This window comes from Streptomyces sp. NBC_01450 (assembly GCF_036227505.1).
In the GTDB taxonomy this organism is placed as follows: domain Bacteria; phylum Actinomycetota; class Actinomycetes; order Streptomycetales; family Streptomycetaceae; genus Streptomyces.
Map to the genome: position 1 here is coordinate 8,724,092 of NZ_CP109480.1, position 24,165 is coordinate 8,748,256.

Below are 24,165 nucleotides of genomic sequence, written 5' to 3' on the forward strand. Positions count from 1 at the left end.
CACAACGGGGTGGAAAGACGCGACGTCCGGGAATCATCGAGGTGGCTCCCGGACGTTGTAGCAACTGCGGGGCCGATGTCGGACCCTGCTTGTAGGGTCTGATCAAGAACGTCGAACCGAGCGGGGTGAGGGTTATGGCGACCAAGGACACCGGCGGCGGACAGCAGAAGGCGACGCGTTCCACCGAGGAGGTCGAGGAGCAGGCGCAGGACGCGCAGGTATCGGACGACCTCAAGGAACGCCAGGAAAAGCTGAGCGACGACGTCGACTCGGTTCTGGACGAGATCGACGATGTGCTCGAGGAAAATGCCGAGGACTTCGTGCGCTCCTTCGTTCAGAAGGGTGGCCAGTAGGCCGCTTTTCCCTTCGATTCAAAGGTCTTACGCGCGAGCGACTGAACGCCGGAAAGGCTGAGCGTGAAGTGCTGCTCGCGGTGACGGGAAACCGGGCCGCGGGCAGCCTTCGCGAGCGACGCCCGGCGCTCGAAGGGGTGTCGCCTTTCCCCTGGGGCCCTGTGTGATCAATGAGCTCCGCGGGATCAATGGGGCTCCACGTCGTCAAGGGGGCTCCGCGGGATCGGTTTGAAAGGTCCGCAGTTCATGTGGATCACCGCCACGAGACGGGTAGGGTCCGTGGCGTACCGTGCTTCAACTGCAATTCGGCCATCGGCAAGTTGGGAGATGATCCCGACGCTGTTCGTCGGGCTGCCGCCTACTTGGAAGGATCCCCGTGGAAGCCAACACTCGTAGCACCGGGCGTCTACCGGCTGCCTTCCTGACGCCCGGGTCGTCGTCCTTCATGGACTTCCTGTCCGAGCACCAGCCGGAGATGCTGCCGGGCAAGCGGCAGCTACCGCCCGTCCAAGGCGTGATCGAGGCCCCGCACGGCACGACCATCGTCGCCGTCACGTTCCCCGGCGGAGTGGTCCTCGCCGGCGACCGCCGGGCCACCATGGGCAACATGATCGCCCAGCGCGACATCGAGAAGGTCTTCCCGGCCGACGAGTACTCGGCGGTGGGCATCGCCGGTACGGCCGGTCTGGCCGTCGAGATGGTCAAGCTGTTCCAGCTGGAGCTGGAGCACTTCGAGAAGGTGGAGGGCACCACGCTCTCCCTGGAGGGCAAGGCGAACCGGCTCTCCACCATGATCCGTTCCAACCTCGGCATGGCCATGCAGGGCCTCGCCGTGGTGCCTCTCTTCGCGGGTTACGACCTGGACCGCGACAAGGGCCGCATCTTCTCCTACGACGTCACGGGCGGACGCTCCGAGGAGCAGGGCTACGCCTCCACCGGCTCCGGCTCGATCTTCGCGCGCGGCGCCATGAAGAAGCTCTACCGCGAGGACCTGACCGAAGAGCAGGCCACGACCCTCGTCATCCAGGCGCTGTACGACGCGGCCGACGACGACTCGGCGACCGGTGGTCCCGACGTCGCCCGCCGGATCTACCCGATCGTCACCGTGATCACCGAGGACGGCTTCCGCAGGCTCACCGACGACGAGTCCTCCGAGATCGCCCGCGCGATCCTGGAGCGGCGTCTGGAGCAGCCGGACGGTCCGCGGGCCGCGCTGCTCTGAGCCCGGCTCTTTTTGCCAAGGTGATCCAGTGACTTCGACAGAAAGGGACGGATAACCGGTGTCGACGCCGTTCTATGTCTCACCCCAGCAGGCCATGGCCGACCGGGCGGAGTACGCCCGTAAGGGCATCGCCCGCGGTCGCAGCCTCGTTGTGCTGCAGTACGCCGACGGCATTGTGTTCGTCGGCGAGAACCCGTCCCGTGCGCTGCACAAGTTCAGCGAGATCTATGACCGGATCGGTTTCGCGGCCGCCGGCAAGTACAACGAATATGAAAATCTGCGGATCGGTGGTGTGCGCTATGCCGATCTGCGGGGTTACACCTATGACCGTGATGATGTGACCGCTCGGGGTCTGGCGAATGTGTACGCACAGACGCTGGGCACGATCTTCTCCTCGGCCGCCGAGAAGCCGTACGAGGTGGAGCTCGTCGTCGCCGAGGTGGGGGAGACCCCCGAAGGTGACCAGATCTATCGGCTGCCGCACGACGGATCCATCGTGGATGAGCACGGGTCCGTCGCGGTGGGTGGCAATGCCGAGCAGATCAGTAGCTATCTGGACCAGCGCCACCAGGACGGGATGTCGCTGGCGGAGGCGCTGAAGCTGGCCGTGCAGTCGCTGTCGCGGGAGCCGAACGGGGGCGAGCGGGAGATCCCCGCGGAGCGCCTGGAGGTCGCGGTCCTGGACCGTACGCGCCCGCAGCAGCGCAAGTTCAGGCGGATCGTCGGGCGCCAGCTGGACAGGCTGCTGGAGGCGGGCGGCGCGGAGACCGCTACGGAGGCCGAGGACACCGAAGACGAGGAGTGACCGTTCGTCTCTGCCCTGCCCGCCGGGTGCCGGTGGGTGGGGCGGGGCCGTCCCGGTACATCCAGCCCGTCGCCGCCGGATCAGGCGTTGCCCTATGGGGAGCCGTTTCCAGATCCGGACGTGAGCGACGGGCTTTGGATGTACCGGCACGGCCCCTTTCGTGCGTCGGCGGCTGCGGGTGCAGGGGGCGAGCGGTCTACGGGGAGCTCGGTGGGGCCGTGGAGCCTCGTACGACCAGTTGTACCGGGATGTCGCCCACGGGGGGTGTTCGGCCGTCCAGGACGGCCAGGAGGGCTTCCATGCCCCGTTCGCCGAAGCGTTCCGCGTCCAGGCGGACGGTGGTGAGCTCCGGGTCGATGGCCTGGGCCAGGGCCAGGTCGTCCAGGCCCGTGATGGAGAGGTCCTCGGGGATGCGCAGGCCGAGGCGGCGGGCCGCCTTGTAGGCGCCGGCCGCCAGTTTGTCGTCGTCGCAGACCAGGGCGGTGGGACGGGGGCCGGGGGCGGCGAGGGCCGTTTCCGCGACGGACAGGGCGTCCTCGAAGGAGATCGGGGCGCGGACGGTGTCCAGGCGGGTGCCGGCGACCTTGGTCAGCTGTGCGGTGAGTTCGTGGGCCCGTACCTCGAAGGTCCAGGACGGGATGTCCGCCGCCAGATGGAGGAAGTGGCGGTGGCCCAGGGACAGGAGGTGCTCGGCCACCTGTCGTACGCCGTCCCTGATGTCGAGGTTGACGGTCGCCGCGCCGAGACTGCCCTCCGGGTCGCTGTCGAGCATCACCAGGGGGAGCTGGTCACCCCGGATGGCGGTCAGGGCGTCCGCGGCCATGGAGGACGCGATGACACCGTCCAGGGCGGCCGCCGCCGAGCCGAACGGGTCACGGGCGGGGCCGATGCCCTCGGGTGAGGGGTACAGGACCACGCCGAAGCCGTGCTCCGCCGCCACGCGGGCCGCGCCCGTGTAGACGCCCGCGAAGAACTCGGTGGTCAGCGCGGGGACCACTAGGAGGACCGTACGGGTGTGACCCAGGCGGAGGTTGCGGGCGGCCAGGTTCGGGCGGTAGCCGAGCTCCTGGGCGGCCTCGCGGACGCGTTCCGCGGTCGTCTCGGAGACCCGGCCGCGCCACTTGTCGCCCAGCACCAGGGAGACCGCGGCCTGGGACACCCCGGCGACCTGGGCGACGTCACGGCTCGTCGGGCGGGTGCTACCTCGTGCCACCGGCGGCCTGCTCCTTCGTCTGGACTCGCGGACTGGGCACATGGTACGTATGACAGAGGACGTTATACGTAAAACCTCAGGAGCGGGACCACGGGACGTCACGCGCTACCGGAAGGGCATGACATGGCCGCGGGATACCTGGAGATCCTCAGGGCGAGGCACGCCGCACGGCTGCTCGCCGGCACGCTCACGGGGCGGCTGCCGAACGCCACGGCCGCCATCGCCGTGGTGCTCTTCGTCCGGGCGGAGGGCGGGACGTACAGCCTGGCCGGTGCGCTCGCGGCCGTGTACGGGGTGGCCAACGCCGTGGGGCAGCCGCTGCTCGGCCGGCTCGTGGATCTGTACGGGCAGCCGCGTGTCCAGTTGCCGGCCGCGCTCGTCTCAGCCCTCGGGATGGGCGTCTTCGCGTTCTGGGGCACCGACCCGCTGCCGGTGGCGTATCTCGCGATGGTCGTCGCCGGGCTCTTCACGCCGCCCCTGGAGGGCGGTCTGCGGGCGCTGTGGCCCTCCGTGCTGCGTCGCGAGGAGCAGGTCCACACGGCGTACGCGATGGACGCCGTGGCGCAGGAAGTCATGTTCACCGTCGGACCGTTGCTCCTGACCCTGTGCGCGTCGCTCTGGTCCGCCCGGGCGGCGCTGCTGATCCTGAACGTCGTCGGGGTACTGGGCGCCCTCTCCGTGGTTCTTTCGCCGCCCTCGCGCGCGTGGCGTTCGGCGCCGCGGGAGGCGCACTGGCTGGGCGCGTTGCGTTCGCCCGGGCTCCTGGCGCTGCTCGGCGCGTTCCTGTTCGTGGGGATCGCGCTCGGCTCGATCACGGTCGCCGCGGTGTCGTACGCCGACGACCACGGCGGCGACGCGGTGTACGGCTGGCTGATGGCGGCCGTGGGGCTCGGGGCCCTCGTCGGTGGGACGGTGTACGGGGCGCGGCAGTGGAGCGGCGCGCCCGAGCGGCGACTGCGGGCGCTGGTGGCCCTTCTGGCGGTGTGTTATCTGCCGCTCACGCTGATGCCGGGCGTGGTCGCGATGGCGGCCCTCGCGGCGCTCGCCGGGGTCTTCCTGGCGCCCTGCATCGCGTGCGCGTTCATCATCGTCGACCGGCACGCGCCGAGGGGCACCGTCACCGAGGCGTTCTCCTGGCTCGTGACGACGTTCACGGTGGGCGCGTCGGTCGGAACGGGCCTCGCGGGCCCGGTCGTCGAGCGGGGCGGGGCGGTGTGGGGCTTCGCCCTACCGGGTGCCGCGGGTGCCGCCGCGCTGGTGGTTCTGCTGGCCACGGGGCGGGTCCTCGCAGCTACCGGGGACGGTGCGGTCGTTGCGGTCTCATCGGAAAATGATCCAAACCGTGCCGTCGAACCCCGTTTCAGCTCGGGGGATCGGGCGTAATGTTCAGTCATGGACCGCCGCATTTTCGGGCTGGAGAACGAGTACGGCGTCACGTGTACGTTCAGGGGACAGCGGCGCCTGTCTCCCGACGAGGTGGCGCGGTACCTCTTCCGCCGTGTCGTGTCATGGGGCCGCAGCAGCAATGTCTTTCTGCGAAACGGTGCCCGCCTCTATCTCGACGTGGGATCACATCCGGAATACGCGACACCCGAGTGTGACAACGTGACGGAACTCGTCACCCACGACAAGGCCGGCGAGCGCATTCTCGAAGGACTCCTGGTCGACGCCGAACGACGCCTGCACGAGGAAGGAATCGCGGGCGACGTCTACCTGTTCAAGAACAACACCGACTCGGCGGGCAACTCCTACGGGTGCCACGAGAACTATCTGGTGGCCCGGCACGGGGAGTTCTCCCGGCTCGCGGACATTCTCATTCCCTTCCTGGTCACCCGGCAGCTGCTGTGCGGTGCCGGCAAGGTGCTGCAGACTCCGCGCGGCGCCGTGTACTGCGTGAGTCAGCGCGCCGAGCACATCTGGGAGGGCGTCAGCTCGGCGACGACCCGCTCCCGGCCGATCATCAACACCCGCGACGAGCCGCACGCCGACGCCGAGCGCTACCGGCGGCTGCACGTCATCGTCGGTGACTCGAACATGTCCGAGACGACGATGCTCCTCAAGGTCGGCGCCACCGACCTGGTACTGCGCATGATCGAGGCCGGTACGGTCATGCGCGACCTGACCCTGGAGAACCCCATTCGGGCGATCCGCGAGGTCAGTCACGACATCACGGGCCGGCGCAAGGTGCGTCTGGCCAGCGGCCGGGAGGCCTCCGCGCTGGAAGTGCAGCGGGAGTACTTCGAGAAGGCCGTGGACTTCTGCGAGCGCCGCGGCATCCGCACCGGCACGGTCGAGCAGGTGCTCGAACTGTGGGGCCGCACGCTCGACGCGATCGAGGCCGAGGACCTCGACCGGATCGGTACCGAAATCGACTGGGTGATGAAGTACAAGCTCATCGAGCGGTACCGGGCCAAGCACAACATGACGATGTCGCATCCCCGGGTCGCGCAGATAGACCTCGCATATCACGACATCCACCGGCGTCGTGGTCTGTACTACCTGCTGGAGAGGAAGGGACAAGCCACCCGGATCTGCAACGATTTGAAGATCTTCGAGGGCAAGTCCGTGCCGCCGCAGACCACTCGGGCCCGGCTGCGCGGCGACTTCATCCGGCGAGCTCAGGAGCAGCGCCGCGATTTCACCGTCGACTGGGTCCACCTCAAGCTCAACGACCAGGCACAACGCACGGTGTTGTGCAAGGATCCGTTCCGTTCGGTCGACGACCGGGTGGAGAAGCTGATCGCGGGAATGTGAGCGCGCGGTTCCGGGTGTGATTCCGGAACGCAACGCGGGGCGCCGTACGTTTTCCGTACGGCGCCCTTCTCACGTCGTAGAGTTGCGCGCACGCCATCAACCAAGATCGATCGATACGAGGCCCTCACCGTGCGCCGACGCTCCCTCCTCATTGCCGTTCCCGCCGGACTGGTCACGCTCGCCGGATGCGGTGACGACAAGTCGGACAAGGCCAAGTCCAGCAGTAGCAAGTCCCCCACGGCCGCCGCGTCCGCCTCGGCGCCGCCGCCGGCGCCGAAGATCGTCGACGGTCCGCTGCCGGCGATCACGGCCGGGACCAAGTTCGGTGAGAAGCCGACCGTGGCGAAGGGCACCGGCGACCCGTCGAAGGACCTGGCGGTCAAGACGGTCATCGCGGGCGGCGGCAAGACGGTCGCGGAGAACGACTACATCCAGGCGAACTACCTCGGCCAGGTCTGGGACACCGCCAAGGTCTTCGACAACTCCTACGACCGTAAGACGCCGCTGGTCATCCAGCTCGCGCAGGGCGGCATCATCGACGGCTGGCGCTATGCCCTGGTGGGCAAGAAGGCCGGCAGCCGCGTCCAGATGTCCGTGCCGCCGACCTGGGGTTACGGCACGAAGGGCAACACGCAGGCGGGCATCAAGGGCACCGACACGCTGGTGTTCGTCGTCGACATCGAGAACACCTTCAACGAGAAGAGCTCCGCCCAGGGCAAGGACGTCCCGCAGAGCGACGCCGCGCTTCCGAAGGTCGGCACCAACACCGACGGCAAGGCCCCCTCCATCGACGTGCCGAAGGCCACGGCCCCGACGAAGCTCGTGGCGAACTACGTCATCGAGGGCGACGGCGACGAGGTCAAGGCGGACAGCAGCGTCCTGGTGCAGTACAAGGGCGTGCTCTGGGACACCGGCAAGGAGTTCGACTCGACGTACAGCCGGGGCCAGCTGACGTCGTTCTCGCTGCAGCAGGTCGTCAAGGGCTGGGCGCAGGGTCTGACCGGCAAGAAGGTGGGCAGCCGCGTCCTCATCGTGATCCCGCCGGCGCTGGGCTACGCCGACAGCCCGCCGAGCGGCAGTGGCATCAAGAAGGACTCCACTCTGGTGTTCTCGGTGGACATCCTGGCCAAGATGTAACGCGTTGCGGGATGTGAGACTGTCGGTGTTGCTTTAAGGCCTTTACGCGAACAAGCAGGAGCTAGAGACGTGAGCATCGAGAAGCCCGAGATCGACTTCCCGGGCGGCGAGCCCCCCAAGGACCTCGAGATCAAGGACATCTGGGAGGGTGACGGCCCCGTTGCCAAGGCGGGCGACACCGTCTCCGTCCACTACGTGGGCGTGGCCTTCTCCACCGGCGAGGAGTTCGACGCGTCCTGGAACCGCGGTACGCCGCTGAAGTTCCAGCTCGGCGTCGGTCAGGTCATCGCCGGCTGGGACCAGGGCGTGCAGGGCATGAAGGTGGGCGGCCGTCGCCAGCTGGTCATCCCGGCGCACCTCGCGTACGGCGACCGTGGCGCCGGCGGTCGGATCGGCCCCGGCGAGACGCTGATCTTCGTCTGCGACCTGGTCGGGGTCTGATTCATCAACGCGATCGGGTCGTGATCCGGTCATCGTGAAGGTCGGGTTCCGGCTCGATCTTCGTACGGTCCGCGATCGGGATCCGACCGGAGTCGATCACCTGGGGCCCATGCCTGTCCGGGCATGGGCCCTCGGCTTTTGCCGGGGCACTCCGGAGCGGTACGGTCGTCGGTCGGAAGCACCATAGGAAGGGCGTCGATGGCCATTGCCAAGGCCGAGCGGCTGATGAACCTCGCGCTGTGTCTGCTCGGGACGCGGCGGCCGCTCAGCAAGCGCGAACTCCGCGACTCCATCGAGGCATATGTCGAGGCCTTCAGGCCGGGCACGGGCGCGGCCGGGTCGGACGACTCCTTCAACCGGATGTTCGAGCGCGACAAGGACGATCTGCGCGAGCTGGGCCTGGTCATCGAGACGGTGGAGAACCTCGACGGCGAGGTCGGCTATCTCGCCCGCCGCGACAGCAACCGCCTGCCGCCCATCACCCTCGACGCCGAGGAGGCCGCCGCCCTCGGCCTCGCGGCCAAGGTCTGGCAGCAGGCCCGACTGGCCGGCGCGGCGAGCGGTGCGCTGCAGAAGCTGCGCGCCGCGGGCCTTCCCGAGGACGTCGACCCCTACGAGGCCCACGGCGCCCTCGAACCGCACATCCCCGTGCACGAGGCGGCCTTCGAGCCCCTGATGCTCGCCTGCCGCGACCGCCGCCCGGTCGTCTTCGACTACCGCAAGGCCACCGCCGCACACCCCGAGACCCGGCAGGTCGAGCCGTGGGCGCTGGAGTGCTGGCGCGGCCACTGGTACCTGGCGGGCTGGGACCGCGACCGTGGCGCCGAGCGCGTCTTCAGGCTCTCCCGGATCACCGGAAGGGTCCGCTCCCGCGCCGGGCGCTACACCGCCGAGGTGCCCGACGTCGTCACCGTGCGGGAGACCGTCGCGAGCTGGGCGGGCGAGATCGCCGACCGCTCCGCGCTGATCCGGCTGCGCACCGGCTCCGGCTACCCGCTGCGGGCCAAGGCCGTCTCCGTACGGGAACTGGGAGACGGCTGGGACGAGTTGGAGATTCCGTACGGACACGGCCTGGACGCCTGGCTCGTCGAGTTCGGGCCCGACGTGGTGGTCCTGGAGCCCGCCGAGCTGCGGGCCGATGTAGTGGACCGGCTGCGCGCCGTGGCCAAGGGCTGAGGGGGAACGTAGAGAACGTGGCAGGAAAACCGGTCAGGCCCACGAACGCGATCGACCAGACCCGGCGGATGCTCTCCCTGGTGACCTATCTGCGTGAGCGCCCCGGCGCGCGCGTCGGGGATGTCGCCCGGGCCTTCGGGATCACCGAGGACGAGCTGATCTCCGACCTCGACGTGCTGCCGCTGTGCGGGACCAGCTTCCGGGGCGGTGACCTCCTCGACATCGACACCGACGGTGACCGCATCTGGTGGCACAACCCGGCCGCCCTGGCGGCGGAGGCGGCCGAACCCCTTCGTATCGCGGCCGACGAGGCGACCGCGCTGCTGGTGGCCGCGCGCGCGGTGTCCACGCTGCCCGGGCTGCGCGAGGGTGACCGGCAGGCGTTGCTGCGCGCCACCGCCAAGGTGGAGGCCGCTTCGGGCGAGGCGGCGGGCGCCAGCTCCCGGCTGTCGGTGACCTTCGAGTCCGAGGGCGGGGTCTTCGCGGACGTCGACCGGGCGATCTCCGAGCGGCGCCGGCTGTGGATCCGCTACTACTCGCCCTCGCGGGACGAGCTCACCGAGCGCGAGATCGACCCGATCCGACTGGTCAGCGTCGGACACACGTATGTGGAGGCGTGGTGCCGCCGCTCCGAGGCGCGCCGCACCTTCCGGCTCGACCGGGTCGCCGAGATCCGCATCCTCGACGAGCCGTCCGCGCCGCCCGAGGTCGAGCTGCGGGACCTCTCCGAGGGGCTGATGCAGCCGGCGGCCGAGGATCCCGAGGTGGTCGTCGAGGTCGGTCCGGGCGGGCGCTGGGTCGCGGAGTACTACCCGCACGACAGTGCGGATGAATTGCCGGACGGCGGGTTGCGTATCACCTTGCGGACCCCCGACCCCGCGTCGCTGCGACGGTTGGCGCTGCGGCTGGGCAGGGACGGCCGGATCGTGTCGCCTCCGGAGCTGGCGGACAGCGCCCGCGAGGCGGCTCGGGAGGCACTCGCTGCCTACGACGGGCTCGAGGGAGATCAGGACGGACCGTACGACAGGCGGGAGCAGGGGCTTTGACCACGTCGGCGATGTCGGGTGCGTCGGGGACGGCCGGTACCTCGGAGAGGGCGGGCGGATCGGTGAAGGCGGGCGGCGCGGAGCGGGCCGGTGCGTCCTCGGGCGCGGCGGAGATGACGGTCGTCACCGCGTTCGCCGGTATGCGCAGAGTCGCCGACGTGCTGTTCAAGGCGGGCTGCCCCGACTGCCGGGCCCGTCTGGAACTCAGGGCCAACGCCCTGATGCTGGCTATCGGCGCCTCCAGCCGCACCACCTTCTACTCCTTCACCTGCACCGAGTGCGGCTCGGCGGTCCGCAAGCCCGCGGGCGAGCGCGTCGTCGAACTGCTCACCGGGGGCGGGGTGCGCACACTGCGCCTGCACTCGACGGCCTAGGCCCTGTCGTCAAATTCCCGTCGTCCGCCCGGAGGGCGGGCCCGGCGGCGTCAGGTGCGTGCTCTCGGTGTGCCGGGCACAGACCCTCGTACTGGATGTACTTGGGTATGTGCCCGGTGCGGCGAGAGGGCGTGCATGGCGTCGCGGGGCAGACGGGAATTTGACGACAGGGCCTAGGGTCGACCTCATGTTCTGGTCGATGTTCGCGATTGTTGTGGGTTTTCTGGGAGTCGCCGTTCTCGGGGTGCTCGCTGTCCGTGTCTTCGTGGAGGCGGAGCGTCTCGGGAAGCAGGTCGCGGACTCCGCGCGCCGTATCAACCAGGCGGCCGACGACCTCGAGAGGGCGGCCGTCGGGGTCGCGCGTTCTGTGGATGCCGTATGACCTTCCAGGGATCCCGGTATGAGTCCGTCGACGTCCCCGTAATGAGCCGTTTGAGCCTGTCGACTTGCCGGTGAGGGCGGGTACGCTTCTGATCGCGGTCCGGAGAACGAGGCGCGGGCCGCGAACTGGGAGTACGCACAGGGATTGCCCCGCGTTTACCCCTGAGCGTTACGATCGCTGTCATCACGACGTTCGGACACATGTCCGACCGATCGGACAGCACCCCGACCCAGCCGCCTCGGTGAGAAGGTAAAGACTTATGTTCGGAAGGCTCGGCGCTCCCGAGATCATTCTCATCCTCGTCGTCATCATCCTGCTGTTCGGCGCGAAGAAGCTTCCGGACATGGCGCGGTCCCTCGGTAAGTCCGCGCGCATCCTGAAGAGCGAGGCCAAGGCGATGAAGGACGAGGGCAGCAACCCCGCCCCGGCCGGTCCGCCCAGCACCGACGAGCAGACCCCGGCTCAGCGCACGATCCAGGCCGCGCCCGGCGATGTGACCAGCTCCCGCCCGGTCAGCGAGCCGACGGACACGACCAAGCGCTGACGCAGGGCCGGACGCCTCCGGTCCGCCGCACGAGATGAGGACGTGGGTTGCTCAAGTCTGCCCGCAAGAAGGAGAAGGCGGATCCCGAGGGACGGATGCCCCTCGCGGAGCACCTTCGTGAGCTCCGAAACCGGCTCGCGAAGGCCGTCCTGGCCATCGTCGTCGTCACGATCGTCGCCGCCTTCTACTACAAGAACATCATCGAGTTCTTCACGAACCCGATTCTGGATGCGGTGGGATGCAAGTCCACCTTCTCCGACTTGGCCCAGCAGCGGAGCGGTACCTGCGCGCGCATCGTGCTCAACGGTCTGCTGACGCCGTTCACGCTCGCGCTCAAGGTCTCGCTGATGGCCGGTGTGATCTTCGCGTCGCCGATCTGGCTGTACCAGCTGTGGGCCTTCATCGTTCCGGGTCTGCACCGGCACGAGAAGAAGTACGCGATGGCGTTCGTGGGTACGGGCGTCCCGCTGTTCCTGGGCGGCGCCTTCTTCGCCTACAAGACGCTGCCGACGATGGCGAGCGTGCTGCTCGGCTTCTCGCCCGCGGACCTCGACAACCAGCTGCCGCTCGACGACCTGCTCGACCTGATCGTCCGCATGGTGCTCGTATTCGGTCTCTCCTTCGAGCTGCCCCTGCTGCTGGTCATGCTGAATCTGACCGGGGTGCTCACCGGTAAACGCATGCTCAGCTGGTGGCGCGGGATGATCATGGGTATCACGGTCTTCGCGGCCGTGGCCACGCCCAGTACCGACCCGCTGACCATGCTGGCGCTGGCCGGACCGATCTGGGTGCTGTACTTCGTGGCGACCGTCTTCTCGTTGTTCAACGACAGGCGCAAGCAGCGTCGCGAGGCCGAGGGTCCGGCCGACGACGAAGCCTCCGACCTGGACCTCACGCCCGAGGACATCGGCGAGGTCGAGAGCGTGTCGTCCCGTCGCGGACTGCCCGAGCAGTCGAGCACGGACCGGGTCAACGGTTATGACGACGTGACCTGACGAAGCCCGGAGATCTCGTAAGGTCAGGGCCGTGACCAGCGAGATCACCCTTTTCGTCAACCCCACCGCGGGACGCGGCCGGGGCGCCCACGCGGCGCAGCCGGCCGCTTTCGCATTGCGGGAGGCGGGATTCTCCGTCCGTACGGTCCTCGGGGAGAACGCCGAGGACGCCCTCACGCGCGCGCGTGCGGCCGTCGAGGGCGGCACCGGCGCGCTGATAGCCGTCGGGGGCGACGGCATGGCGAACCTCGCCCTCCAGGCCGTCGCCGGCACCCGTACCCCGCTCGGCCTGGTCGCCGCCGGCACCGGGAACGACTTCGCCCGCGCCCTCGGACTTCCGGTGCGTGACCCGGCGGCCGCGGGACGGCTGATCGCCGAGGCCCTCAAGGGGGCGCGGCTGCGCGATGTCGACCTGGGCCGGGTGAACGGCACCTGGTTCGGCACCGTCCTCGCCTCCGGCTTCGACTCCCGGGTCAACGACCGCGGCAATCGCATGCGGTGGCCGGTCGGCCGTTTCAAGTACGACCTCGCCATGCTCGCCGAGCTGGCCGCCCTCGAGCCCCTCCCGTACCGGATCACCCTGGACGACGGCGAGGTCCGGGAGATCGGCGCGACCCTCGTCGCGGTCGGCAACGGATCGTCGTACGGCGGCGGGATGAGGATCTGCGCGGGCGCCGACCTGGAGGACGGGCTGTTCGACGTCACGGTAGTCGGGGAGTGCAGCCGCACGACCCTGCTCAAGGTGTTCCCCAAGGTCTACCGGGGCACCCACCTCGACCACCCCGTGGTCTCCGTGTACCGGGCCGTCAAGGTCGAACTCGTCGCCGAGGGTGTCACCGCGTACGCGGACGGCGAGCCGCTCGGGCCGCTGCCGCTCACCGCGGAATGCGTGCCCGCGGCGGTGCGCGTCGCGATTCCCTGAGCTGCGGGGATCCGGGGTTTCAGATAAGCGGATCCGGATATTGATCGTCATGTTGTCAGCGGCTGCCGGTAGTCTCGAAAGCACGATGACAGAGGACCTCTCACCGGCCGAGCGGTATGCGGCAGCACGGAAGCGCGCTGTCGAGCAGGCCACCGCGCTCGCCTCCTTCCGCGAGATGTACGACTTCGGCCTCGACCCCTACCAGATCGAGGCCTGCCAGGCGCTCGAAGCGGGCAAGGGTGTGCTTGTGGCCGCGCCCACCGGCTCGGGCAAGACGGTCGTCGGCGAGTTCGCCGTCCACCTCGCCCTCCAGCAGGGCAAGAAGTGCTTCTACACCACGCCGATCAAGGCGCTCTCGAACCAGAAGTACGCCGATCTGTGCCGCCGTTACGGCGCGGACAAGGTCGGCCTGCTCACCGGCGACAACAGCGTCAACTCCGATGCCCCGGTGGTCGTCATGACCACCGAGGTGCTGCGCAACATGCTGTACGCGGGCTCCCAGACCCTTCTCGGCCTCGGCTATGTGGTCATGGACGAGGTGCACTACCTCTCCGACCGCTTCCGCGGCGCCGTCTGGGAGGAAGTGATCATCCACCTCCCGGAGTCGGTGACCCTGGTGTCACTCTCGGCGACCGTGTCGAACGCGGAGGAGTTCGGCGACTGGCTGGACACCGTGCGCGGCGACACCGAGGTGATCGTCTCCGAGCACCGGCCCGTGCCGCTGTTCCAGCACGTGCTGGCCGGGCGCCGGATGTACGACCTCTTCGAGGAGGGTGAGGGCAACAAGAAGGCGGTCAACCCCGACCTCACCCGCCTGGCCCGGATGGAGGCCAGCCGTCCCTCGTTCCAGGACCGCAGACGCGGCCGTGCCATGCGGGAGGCCGACCGTGAGCGCGAGCGCCGGCAGCGCTCGCGGATCTGGACGCCGGGCCGGCCCGAGGTCATCGAACGGCTCGACGCCGAGGGCCTGCTGCCCGCGATCACGTTCATCTTCAGCCGCGCCGCCTGCGAGGCCGCCGTCCAGCAGTGCCTGTACGCGGGCCTCAGGCTGAATGACGAGGAGGCACGCGCGAAGGTCCGTGAGATCGTCGAGGAGCGCACCGCCTCGATCCCCTCCGAGGACCTGCACGTCCTGGGCTACTACGAGTGGCTGGAGGGCCTGGAGCGCGGCATCGCGGCCCACCACGCGGGCATGCTGCCCACGTTCAAGGAAGTCGTCGAGGAACTCTTCGTACGCGGCCTGGTGAAGGCGGTGTTCGCGACCGAGACGCTGGCGCTGGGTATCAACATGCCCGCCCGCTCGGTGGTGCTGGAGAAGCTCGTCAAGTGGAACGGCGAGCAGCACGCCGACATCACACCCGGCGAGTACACCCAGCTCACGGGCCGGGCCGGGCGCCGCGGCATCGATGTCGAGGGTCACGCCGTCGTGCTGTGGCAGCGCGGCTTCAGCCCCGACCACCTGGCGGGACTCGCGGGCACCCGCACCTACCCGCTGCGCTCCAGCTTCAAGCCGTCGTACAACATGGCCGTGAACCTGGTCGAGCAGTTCGGCCGGCACCGCTCGCGCGAACTCCTCGAGACGTCCTTCGCGCAGTTCCAGGCGGACAAGTCGGTCGTCGGGATCTCCCGGCAGGTGCAGCGCAACGAGGAGGGGCTCGAGGGCTACAAGGAGTCCATGACCTGCCACCTCGGGGACTTCGAGGGGTACGCGCGGCTGCGTCGCGAGCTCAAGGACCGCGAGACGGAGCTGGCCAAGCAGGGTGCGGCGCAGCGGCGTGCCGAGGCGGCCGTCGCGCTGGAGAAGCTCAAGCCGGGTGACATCATCCATGTCCCGACCGGCAAGTTCGCGGGCCTGGCGCTGGTCCTCGACCCGGGGCTGCCCGCGGGCCGGTCCAACGGCCACCGCGGCTTCGAGCACAGCGACGGACCGCGTCCGCTGGTCCTCACGGCTGAGCGCCAGGTGAAGCGGCTGGCCTCGATGGACTTCCCGGTGCCGGTCGAGGCGCTGGAGCGGATGCGCATCCCGAAGTCCTTCAACCCGCGCTCGCCGCAGTCCCGTCGCGACCTCGCGTCCGCGCTGCGCACCAAGGCCGGGCACATCGTCCCCGACCGGCTGCGCAAGCGGCGCTCCGAGGCGGCCGACGACCGTGAGATCGCCCGGCTGCGCACCGCGATCCGCGCCCACCCCTGCCACGGGTGCAACGACCGCGAGGACCACGCCCGTTGGGCCGAGCGCTACCACCGGCTGCTGCGTGACACCAAGCAGCTGGAGAACCGCATCGAGGGCCGGACGAACACCATCGCCCGCACCTTCGACCGGATCGTCGCCCTCCTCACCGAGCTGGACTACCTGCGCGGCGACGAGGCCACCGAGCACGGCAGACGGCTCGCCCGGCTGTACGGCGAGCTCGACCTGCTGGCCAGCGAATGCCTGCGCGCCGGGGTCTGGGACGGCCTCAGCCCGGCCGAACTCGCCGCCTGCGTCTCGGCGTTGGTGTACGAGTCGCGGGTCGGCGACGACGCGATGGCGCCGAAGCTGCCGTCCGGCAAGGCCAAGGCCGCGCTCGGTGAGATGGTCCGCATCTGGGGCCGCCTCGACGCGCTGGAGGAGGACTTCCGGATCACCCAGTCCGAGGGCGTCGGTCAGCGTGAGCCGGACCTCGGCTTCGCCTGGGCCGCCTACGAGTGGGCCTCCGGCAAGGGCCTCGACGAGGTGTTGCGCGAGGCGGAGATGCCCGCCGGTGACTTCGTCCGCTGGTGCAAGCAGGTCATCGACGTCCTGGGCCAGATCTCGGCCGCCGCGCCCGTCTCCGGCGGCGAGGGCTCGACGGTCGCCAAGAACGCGCGCAAGGCGGTCGACGGCTTGCTGCGCGGGGTGGTCGCCTACTCGTCGGTGGGCTGAGCCGAGCCGGTGGCCCGGTCGTTCGTGGCGCGCTGCCTCCTGGCCGGGGGCAGCGCGCTTTCTCAGCTCCAGCTCGGTGAGGCCTCGTGCGGCCCCTCATGAGGCACAGGGCGGCCGGTGTGGGCGTCCAGGAGTATTCGGTCGCCGAGCGGGCGTGTCAGCTTCACCGTCACCCTCGCGCGGATCATCTCACCGGTGCAGGGACCCTTCCGTGCTCCGAGGACGGACGCGGACAGCACGACACTGGTCCGGGTTTCCAGTACGTGCACGGCGGGTCCGGAGTCGCAGGACCCGTGGTCGGCCAGGACCGTGACGGACCGGCCGTCTCCGGTCACCCCGGCGAGTCGGTCGAGGGGGGTCAGTGTGTGGGCGGCGACATCCCGGATCGGCCCGATCGGTGACTCGGGGAGCTTCGAGGGGCCGACGGCGGCGCGCTTGAGCGGAGTGTCGTAGCCCTCCAGGGTGAACAGCCAGGCCGGAACGGTCGCCGGGCCCCGGCTGGTGGCCAGGGTCATCTCGCCCGGCTTCGCCCCGGTCACGGTCAGGTGCGGGCCGTCGTTCCCGCCGCGCGCCACCCTCTCGTACGCCTCGCGCGCCTCCATGAGTGGCAGGGTGAGGGAGGCCCCGCTCTTCCACCTCACCTCCCCGTCCTTGCGCGGGAGGGCCGGAAGTGCGCCGCGCAGCACGAAGTTCTGGGTGGTGAAGGCCCGCTGGTCGGCTTTGTCGCGCAGGCCGCCCGCGGGTAGCTGGACCGCGTCCGCCATCGGGTGGTAGCCCCGGCGCCACTGCCGAGCGGCCGCGGACCCGTCCCAGGCGTCGGCGACCTGTCGGGCGCGGCTCTCCGCCCGCGGTTCCTGACCGGTGCCGGGGGCTTCCACCCCGCTGCCGGCGGCCCTTTCACTGCCGCACCCCGTGACGGCACCGGCTCCGGCGCTCAGGAGGGCGAGGGTGACGAGCAGACGGGCGATGCGGGCGGTCTTGGACTGCATGGGTCCCCCGAGGGCCGGCGCTGACGAACGGAAGGCGAGTGGTGCGGCGCGAAGCTCGTGCCACGCCTGTGACGCCCCGGCCCCGGGGCACGTTCGGCCCGCGTCCGTTTTCGCGATGCTTGTTGCCGCATCGTGACTCGTCGGCTTTCCGGCCCGACCACGGCCGTGAGGTCAGGCGCGTGCCCGGAGGTAGCCGCGCCAGCCGCCGTACTCCGTGATGTCCTCGGCGCCTTCGAGCGCGGCGGGCTCGCACAGGAAGCCCGGAACGTGGGTGCCGTCGGCCAGTTCGACCCGGCCCAGTGCCATCGGCCGGGGCAGGTCGGCGAGCAGCCGGCCGAGGCCCGCCGCGGGCAGTCGCCACACCTCCGCCTCGATGCCGGCCCCGCCGCCCTCGCCGACATGGACCAGGCCCGGCTTGGGCGGGGTGGTGGACAGTGCGTGCAGACGGTAGGCGGAGGCCGTCGTGGTCGTACGCTCCCGCTCCGCGCCCAGGGCGAGGAGTTGGGGGTTCAGCGGCTGGCCGGACAGGTGGGCGCCGACCACCGCGATCCGCAGCCGCGGCTGGAGCAGCGCGGCGATCCGGGCGAGGCGTTCGTCGGTGAACGCCGGGCCGATCAGCATCACGCCGAAGGGCAGAGCGGCGGGCGTGAGACCGGCCGGGACGGCGACCGCCGCCAGGTCGAAGAGGTTCGTCGAGTTGGTGAAGCGGCCCAGCCGGGCGTTGGTACCGAGCGGGTCGGCGGCGACCTCCGCGAGGGTGGGGTGGCCGGGCGCGGTCGGCAGCAACAGGGCGTCCGCGTCCCCGAGTTCGGCGAGGGCCCGGGCGCGCAGGGCGGCCAGCCGGTCCTGGTCGGCGAAGAGCCGGTGGGCCGGGATGTCCCGGGCGCGGGTGATGATCCCGGCGACGGTCGGGTCGAGCCCCGCACCCCCCTCAGTGATCAACTTGTCGACAAAACCACCCACGGCCGTGTAGCGCTCGGCGACGAACGCGCCCTCGTAGAGCATCGCCGCCGCCTCCGTGAACGGGGTGAGGTCGAGCGTGCGTACCTCGGCCCCGGCCGCGACGAGCTGGTCCACGGCGGCCTCGTACGCCTGTGCCCAGCCCTCGTCGAGTTCGCCGAGCTGTGCCGTCGGGGGGACGGCGACGCGCCAGGGGCCGGGGGTTCGCTGGGGGAGTGCGGGGAGTTCGCGTCCGGAGGGGGACGCCATGTACGCGAGGGCCTGTTCGGCCTCCGGGAGCGTACGGGCGAACACGGTCACGCAGTCGAGCGAGGCGCAGGCCGGGACGACACCGGTGGCCGGGACCAGACCGCGGGTGGGCTTGAGGCCGACGATGCCGTTGAAGGCGGCGGGGACGCGTCCGGAGCCGGCCGTGTCGGTGCCGAGCGCCAGGTCGACGATGCCGAGGGCCACGGCCACGGCCGATCCCGAGCTGGAGCCGCCGCTGATTCTGGCCGGATCCAGGGCTCCCCGTACGGCGCCGTACGGGGAGCGGGTGCCGACCAGGCCGGTGGCGAACTGGTCGAGGTTCGTGGTGCCGAGGACGAGGGCGCCGGCCGCGCGCAGGCGGGCGACCGCGGGGGCGTCGCCCTCCGGGGTGTACGCGTAGGCAGGGCAGCCGGCGGTGGTCCTCAGGCCCGCCACGTCGATGTTGCCCTTCGCGGCGAGGAGCTTGCCGGCGAGGGGGAGGTGTTCGCCCGCGGCGAGGCGGGCGTCGATGGCCTGGGCTTCCTTCTCGACCTCTGCCAGGGGGCGGAGGTCGATCCAGATCTCGGGGCGGTCGACGGTTTCGATGCGGGCGTAGGCCGACTGGACTCGGGTCAGGACGGACATGGGTTGCTCCTGGTTCTTCGGGCGCGGGCCGGTGGGTGGTGTGTGCCCACCCGTTCCGGCCCGCGGAACGCCTGCCACACACCACTGGGCGTTTTACGGCACCGTTGGACCCGCGGATGTCAGGACCACCAGTGCCGTGCCCGCTTCCACCTGGGCGCCCGGCTTGGTGAGGACCTGGTGGACCACTCCGTCCATCGGGGCGGGCACCCTGGACTCCATCTTCATCGCCTCCAACGCCAGCAGGGGCTGGCCGGCCGTCACCCGGTCGCCCGGCTTGACGTTCAGCTGCCATACGGAAGCCGCGAACTCGGCCTCGATCAGACGGCCGCCCGCGGGGACGGTCACCTCGGCGGCGGGCGCCGCGGGCGCCGAGGCGGCGTCCGCGCGGTCGAACTCGCCCGCCGCCTCCCAGTCGTCCCGCTCGGCGGAGAACGCGGCGCCCTGCCTGGCCCGGAACTCGGCGATGGACGCGGAGTCGGCGGCGAGGAGGGCCTCGTACTCGGCGAGCGAGAAGACGCCCTCCTCGATCCGGGGCACGAAACGGCCGGAGATGATGTCGGCGCGCAGGTCGAGGAGTTCGTCGGGCTCGACGGGGTACCACTTGATGCGGTCGAAGAAGCGCAGCAGCCAGGGCGAGCCCGGCTCGAACGCCCCGCGCTGCTGCCATCCCGACCACACCTGGGTCGTACGGCCGACGAACTGGTAGCCGCCCGGGCCCTCCATGCCGTAGACGCAGAGGTAGGCGCCGCCGATGCCGACCGAGTTCTCGGCGGTCCAGGTGCGTGCCGGGTTGTACTTGGTGGTGACCAGGCGATGGCGCGGGTCCAGCGGGGTGGCCACCGGCGCGCCCAGGTAGACGTCGCCCAGGCCCAGGACGAGGTACTCCGCTTCGAACACCGTGCGGTACACGTCGTCCACCGAGTCCAGGCCGTTCACGCGGCGGATGAACTCGATGTTCCACGGGCACCAGGGCGCGTCGTCGCGGACGCCCGCCATGTAGCGGGCGATCGCCTCACGGGTCGCCGGGTCGTCCCAGGAGAGGGGGAGGTGCACCGTGCGGGAGGGGACGACCAGTTGGTCGCTCGGCGGGAGGGTGCGGGTTATGTCCCGTACCGCGGTGAGGAGTTCGCGCTGTGGAAGCCTGCCGGGGTCCGTCTGGATCTGCAGGGAGCGGATGCCGGGCGTCAGGTCCGTGACGCCGTCGAGCGCGGCCTCGGTCACCGCCTCCATCAGCGCGTGGACGCGCATGCGCAGCGCCAGGTCCAGTTGCATGGGACCGAATTCGACCAGCAGGTTGTCGTCGCCGCTGCGGCGGTACGTCACGTCGCCGTCCCGCGCGAGCACCCCGCCGTCGACGATCGCGGGCCGCTGCGAGCCGTCGTCGGCGAGCGGCGCGAAGCGCACGGTGTCGCCGGGGCGCAACTGGCCGAGCTTCCAGCGTTCCGTGCTGACGACCGTCGCCGGGCAGACGAAGCCGCCGAGCGAGGGGCCGTCCGGGCCGAGCAGCACCGGCATGTCGCCGGTGTAGTCGACGGCGCCGACCGAGTACGGCGTGTCGTGGATGTTGGACGGGTGCAGGCCCGCCTCGCCGCCGTCGGTGCGCGCCCAGCGGGGCTTCGGACCGACCAGGCGTACGCCCGTGCGCGCCGAGTTGAAGTGGACCTTCCAGTCGGCGGCGTAGAAGTCGTGGATGTCGTCCTCGGTGAAGAACTCCGGTGCGGCGTGCGGGCCTTCGAGCGCGCCGACCCGCCAGGCGGCGGAGAACACGGGGCGGTCGCCGACCGGTACGGGAGCCCCGTGATCCGTCGCCGAGCCGCCGTGCAGCACGTCGCCCGTGCGCAGGGCGCGGCCCCCGTGCCCGCCGAACCGGCCCAGCGTGAAGGTGGACGCGCTGCCGAGGAACGCCGGTACGTCGAGGCCTCCGCCCGCGACCAGCACATAGGTGCGCAGGCCGTGTTCGGTGGGGGCGCCGACCTCCAGCAGGGCCCCCGCCGGTACCGTCACCGGCTCCCACTGCGCGACCGCCGTGCCGTCCACGGTGACCGGCGCCGGAGCGCCCGTGACGCAGACCGTCGTGGTGTGGGTGAAGCGCAGGGCCGGCCCCTGGAGGGTGCACTCCAGACCGGGTGCCCCCTCGTGGTTGCCGAGGGCGCGGTTGCCGAGCCGGAAGGAGAGGTCGTCCATCGGGCCGCAGGGGGGCACGCCCACCTGCCAGTAGCCGGTGCGGCCCGGCCAGTCCTGGACCGTGGTGAGGGTCCCGCCGGAGACGACCTCGATGCGCTGAGTGGGATCGGTGACTTCGGCCAGCGTGGCCGTCGAGTGCGTCGCCCGCCGGAAGGAAGGGGCGGCGAGTGCGGCCCGCACCAGCCCCAGGTTGGTCTCGATGCCGTCCACCCGGGTCCTGGCCAGCGCCTCGTCGAGGCGTTCCAGCGCGTGCGCCCGGTCCGAGCCGTACGCGATGACCTTCGCGAGCATCGGGTCGTACGACGTGGTCACCTCGGTGCCCGTCTCCACCCAGCCGTCCACGCGGACGCCGCCGGGGAACTCGACCCGTGTCAGCAGACCCGCGCTCGGCCGGTGGTCGCGCGAGGGGTCCTCGGCGTACACCCGGGCCTCGACGGCGTGACCGCGCGGTGCCCCCGGTTCTTGTACGACCTCCGACTCCCCGCGCGCGAGCCGCAGCATCCAGGCGACGAGGTCGACGCCGTAGATCTCCTCGGTGACCGGATGTTCCACCTGGAGGCGGGTGTTGACCTCGAGGAAGTACGCCTCCTCGCGGGCGGCGTCGTAGACGAACTCGACGGTTCCCGCTGATCGATATCCGACAGCGGCGCACAAGTCCCGTGCGCAGGACGCGAGTCGAGCGCGGACGGCGGACGGCAGGCCCGGTGCCGGGGCCTCCTCCAGCACCTTCTGGTTGCGGCGCTGGAGCGAGCAGTCGCGGTCGCCGAAGGTGACGACCCGGCCCCGACCGTCGCCGAAGACCTGCACCTCGACATGGCGGGCGTGCTCCACCAGCCGCTCCAGGAAGACCCCGGCCAAGGAGAAGGAGGCCGCGGCGACGCGCTGCACCCGCTCCCACGCCTCGGTCAGTTCGTCGGCGGAGCGACATGCCGACATACCGATGCCGCCACCACCGCCGGTGGCCTTCAGCATGACGGGATAGCCGATGCGGGCGGCCGCCTCCAAAGCCTCCGTGAGGCCGGGGAGAAGTCCCGTGCCGGGCGCCAGCGGCACCCCGGCCGCCTCCGCCGCGGCCCGCGCCGTGTGCTTCGCCCCGAACAGCTCGAGCTGCTCCGGCGTCGGTCCCACGAACACGATCCCGGCGTCCTCGCAGCGCCGTGCGAAGGCCGCGTCCTCGGACAGGAAGCCGTACCCGGGGTGGATCGCCCCGGCCCCGGTGTCCTTGGCCGCCTTCAGGACGAGGTCGGCGTCGAGATACGACTCCTTCGCGGGCGCGGGCCCCAGCCGTACCGCCTCGTCGGCGAGCCGGACGTGGGGCGCGCCGCGGTCGGCGTCGGAGTACACGGCGACCGTGCGCAGGCCGAGTTCGCGGGCGGTGCGGATGATCCGTACCGCGATCTCGCCGCGGTTGGCGACCAGCAGGGTGTCGAAGGTCATCCCGTCGCCCCGCTCGCCTCGATGCTCATTTCCACCGCGGTCGGCTCGAAGCCGTTGCAGGGGTTGTTGATCTGCGGGCAGTTGGAGACCAGCACGAGGACGTCGCACTCGGCGCGCAGGGTCAGCGTGAGCCCCGGGGCCGAGATGCCGTCGACGATGCCGAGGGTGCCGTCCTTCTCGACCGGCACGTTCATGTACCAGTTGATGTTCGAGACGAGATCGCGCTTGCCGAGGCCGTACTTGGCGCCCTCCGCGAGGAAGTTGTCCACGCAGGCGTGCTGGGACCAGGTGTGGTGGCCGTACCGCAGGGTGTTCGACTCCTTGGAGCAGGCGCCGCCGACCGTGTCGTGCCGGCCGACCTCGTCCGCGACCACGGTCATCAGCGGGGTGTGCTCGTTGGACATCAGCACGCTGCCGGTGGTGAGGAAGAGGTTGCCCTGCGCGTGGATCGTGTCGGGCGCGCTGTAACGGACGGCCGTGTCGTGGGCGTCGTACACCAGGAAGTCGACGGCCTGGTTGCCGTGCAGGTCGGTGACGGTGAGCGTCTGACCGGTGCGGACGACGGCGGACCAGGCGGCCCGGGCCAAAACCACGGTCTTCATGCGATCCCCCTCGCGGCGAGGAACTCGGCGGTGTTCAGGAAGGCGCGGCGGCCCTCGGGCGTGGCCTCCCACAGCGGGTCGCCCGGCGCGGTCGCGGCCGCACGCCAGGCGAGGACCTCCAGCGGAGTGCTGACGTACTCCGTGCGGGGGTCGACGGGGTGCGGCACGTTCGCGATCAGCACGGTCACGTCCTGCTCGGCGCGGAGCGTGACGCTGCCGCCGGGGCCCGCCGAGCCGATGAAGTCCAGCGAGCCGTCGTCGCGGACCCGCACGCCCTGGAAGAAGGAGAGCGAGGGCGGCAGGTCACGGGGTTCGAGGCCGTTCTTGGCGGCGGCCAGCTTGAAGAGCTCGCGGCCCGCGGGGGAGGCGGACTGCGGGGTTCCGTCGCCGTAGCGCTGGGTGTTGCGTACGAGGGTGGACGTGCCGCAGAGCGTGTCGTGGTGGCCGGAGGTGTCGGCGACCAGGGAGGCGAGGACGCGGCCCTGGTCGGAGAGGAGCAATTGCCCCTCTCCCAGGTAGGCGTTCCACTGGACCTTGACCGTGTCCGCCACGTTCAGGCGCTCCCAGGGGCGGTCGGCGGCGTACAGGAGCAGGTGTGCGCAGGCGTCGCCCCTGAGGTCGGTCAGCCTGAGTTCCGTGCCGCGGGCCAGCACCTTGTGCGTGTAGTTGCCGGCCGCCACGGTCTCCGCCCACACCAGGTGGCCCGCCTCGCAGGGGGGCGCGGGCCAGGCGCTCGCCGGGACGACGGGCATGGCCTCCGTGCGGGAGCCCTCTTGTGCCCGGGCGTGGGCACGGGCTCCGTATGTGGTCGCTGTCGCCATCGCGAGTCCTCCGGCTCCTGGGTGATTTCTGTC

21 protein-coding genes and 1 pseudogene are annotated in these 24,165 nt (G+C 70.5%); 16 read left to right on the plus strand and 6 right to left on the minus strand.

Annotated features, from left to right (window positions below; all coding sequences use genetic code 11):
• The first annotated feature begins 134 nt into the window (after positions 1-134).
• The 4 genes and pseudogenes from OG568_RS38760 to prcA all read left to right on the plus strand — a co-directional run bounded on the left by OG568_RS38760 (position 135) and on the right by prcA (position 2,380).
• Entirely contained in the window at positions 135-353 is a 219-nt protein-coding gene (locus OG568_RS38760) for a ubiquitin-like protein Pup (RefSeq protein WP_060902297.1), read from the plus strand.
• Between the two features lie 239 nt (positions 354-592).
• Positions 593-778, plus strand: a pseudogene (locus tag OG568_RS38765) (endonuclease domain-containing protein); the annotation flags it as partial.
• Positions 730-1,575 carry a proteasome subunit beta gene (gene prcB / locus OG568_RS38770; RefSeq protein WP_266581312.1) on the plus strand — a complete coding sequence of 282 codons (846 nt, stop codon included), beginning with the start codon at positions 730-732 and terminating at the stop codon, positions 1,573-1,575. The pseudogene OG568_RS38765 and the gene prcB, both read left to right, overlap by 49 nt.
• A 58-nt stretch (positions 1,576-1,633) precedes the next feature.
• Positions 1,634-2,380: a proteasome subunit alpha gene (prcA, locus tag OG568_RS38775; RefSeq protein WP_266415949.1), complete on the plus strand. Its 747-nt coding sequence runs from the start codon at positions 1,634-1,636 to the stop codon at positions 2,378-2,380.
• A 196-nt stretch (positions 2,381-2,576) separates the two neighbouring features.
• Here prcA and OG568_RS38780 read toward each other — a convergent pair whose 3' ends face one another.
• The gene (locus tag OG568_RS38780) at positions 2,577-3,593 is read right to left on the minus strand and encodes a LacI family DNA-binding transcriptional regulator (protein WP_329534906.1); all 1,017 of its coding nucleotides are present in this window, start codon (positions 3,591-3,593) and stop codon (positions 2,577-2,579) included.
• A 123-nt stretch (positions 3,594-3,716) separates the two neighbouring features.
• Between OG568_RS38780 and OG568_RS38785 the strand changes: the two genes are divergently transcribed.
• The 12 genes from OG568_RS38785 to OG568_RS38840 all read left to right on the plus strand — a co-directional run bounded on the left by OG568_RS38785 (position 3,717) and on the right by OG568_RS38840 (position 16,266).
• Complete coding sequence (locus OG568_RS38785) at positions 3,717-4,976, plus strand: MFS transporter (protein WP_329534907.1); 1,260 nt, start codon at positions 3,717-3,719, stop codon at positions 4,974-4,976.
• A 9-nt stretch (positions 4,977-4,985) separates the two neighbouring features.
• The gene (pafA, locus tag OG568_RS38790; protein WP_054231169.1) at positions 4,986-6,347 is read left to right on the plus strand and encodes a Pup--protein ligase; all 1,362 of its coding nucleotides are present in this window, start codon (positions 4,986-4,988) and stop codon (positions 6,345-6,347) included.
• Between the two features lie 129 nt (positions 6,348-6,476).
• Positions 6,477-7,484, plus strand: coding sequence for an FKBP-type peptidyl-prolyl cis-trans isomerase (locus OG568_RS38795; RefSeq protein ID WP_329534908.1), 1,008 nt, complete (start codon positions 6,477-6,479; stop codon positions 7,482-7,484).
• A 69-nt stretch (positions 7,485-7,553) separates the two neighbouring features.
• Positions 7,554-7,925 (plus strand): FKBP-type peptidyl-prolyl cis-trans isomerase, encoded by a 372-nt coding sequence (locus OG568_RS38800; RefSeq protein ID WP_266415957.1) that lies wholly within the window; start codon positions 7,554-7,556, stop codon positions 7,923-7,925.
• A 198-nt stretch (positions 7,926-8,123) separates the two neighbouring features.
• On the plus strand, positions 8,124-9,101 hold the full coding sequence (locus OG568_RS38805) for a helix-turn-helix transcriptional regulator (protein ID WP_266623391.1): 978 nt from the start codon (positions 8,124-8,126) through the stop codon (positions 9,099-9,101).
• A 17-nt stretch (positions 9,102-9,118) separates the two neighbouring features.
• Complete coding sequence (locus OG568_RS38810) at positions 9,119-10,147, plus strand: helix-turn-helix transcriptional regulator (RefSeq protein WP_329370106.1); 1,029 nt, start codon at positions 9,119-9,121, stop codon at positions 10,145-10,147.
• Between the two features lie 113 nt (positions 10,148-10,260).
• On the plus strand, positions 10,261-10,521 hold the full coding sequence (locus OG568_RS38815) for a hypothetical protein (RefSeq protein WP_266421977.1): 261 nt from the start codon (positions 10,261-10,263) through the stop codon (positions 10,519-10,521).
• Between the two features lie 187 nt (positions 10,522-10,708).
• Complete coding sequence (locus OG568_RS38820) at positions 10,709-10,903, plus strand: hypothetical protein (protein ID WP_266415963.1); 195 nt, start codon at positions 10,709-10,711, stop codon at positions 10,901-10,903.
• A gap of 259 nt (positions 10,904-11,162) precedes the next feature.
• A complete protein-coding gene (gene tatA / locus OG568_RS38825; protein WP_329534909.1) occupies positions 11,163-11,447 on the plus strand; it encodes a Sec-independent protein translocase subunit TatA in 285 nt (94 codons plus the stop codon).
• Between the two features lie 47 nt (positions 11,448-11,494).
• Complete coding sequence (tatC, locus tag OG568_RS38830) at positions 11,495-12,442, plus strand: twin-arginine translocase subunit TatC (protein ID WP_266581301.1); 948 nt, start codon at positions 11,495-11,497, stop codon at positions 12,440-12,442.
• Positions 12,443-12,473: 31 nt separating this feature from the next.
• Positions 12,474-13,364, plus strand: a complete 891-nt coding sequence (locus OG568_RS38835) for a diacylglycerol kinase (protein ID WP_329534910.1) — start codon at positions 12,474-12,476, stop codon at positions 13,362-13,364.
• Between the two features lie 40 nt (positions 13,365-13,404).
• A complete protein-coding gene (locus OG568_RS38840; RefSeq protein WP_329534911.1) occupies positions 13,405-16,266 on the plus strand; it encodes a DEAD/DEAH box helicase in 2,862 nt (953 codons plus the stop codon).
• A gap of 62 nt (positions 16,267-16,328) precedes the next feature.
• On the opposite strand, the gene OG568_RS38845 is transcribed toward OG568_RS38840, so the two are convergent.
• The 5 genes from OG568_RS38845 to OG568_RS38865 form a co-directional block, all read right to left on the minus strand.
• A complete protein-coding gene (locus OG568_RS38845; protein ID WP_329534912.1) occupies positions 16,329-17,255 on the minus strand; it encodes a hypothetical protein in 927 nt (308 codons plus the stop codon).
• Positions 17,256-17,426: 171 nt separating this feature from the next.
• A complete protein-coding gene (gene atzF / locus OG568_RS38850) occupies positions 17,427-19,088 on the minus strand; it encodes an allophanate hydrolase (protein WP_329534913.1) in 1,662 nt (553 codons plus the stop codon).
• 93 nt (positions 19,089-19,181) lie between these two features.
• Complete coding sequence (locus tag OG568_RS38855; protein WP_329534914.1) at positions 19,182-22,709, minus strand: 5-oxoprolinase/urea amidolyase family protein; 3,528 nt, start codon at positions 22,707-22,709, stop codon at positions 19,182-19,184.
• Positions 22,706-23,311: an urea amidolyase associated protein UAAP2 gene (locus OG568_RS38860; RefSeq protein ID WP_266581290.1), complete on the minus strand. Its 606-nt coding sequence runs from the start codon at positions 23,309-23,311 to the stop codon at positions 22,706-22,708. The genes OG568_RS38855 and OG568_RS38860 overlap by 4 nt, the downstream gene beginning before the upstream one ends.
• A complete protein-coding gene (locus tag OG568_RS38865; RefSeq protein ID WP_329534915.1) occupies positions 23,308-24,132 on the minus strand; it encodes an urea amidolyase associated protein UAAP1 in 825 nt (274 codons plus the stop codon). Before OG568_RS38865 ends, OG568_RS38860 begins: the two co-directional genes overlap by 4 nt.
• Between the last annotated feature and the right edge of the window lie 33 nt (positions 24,133-24,165).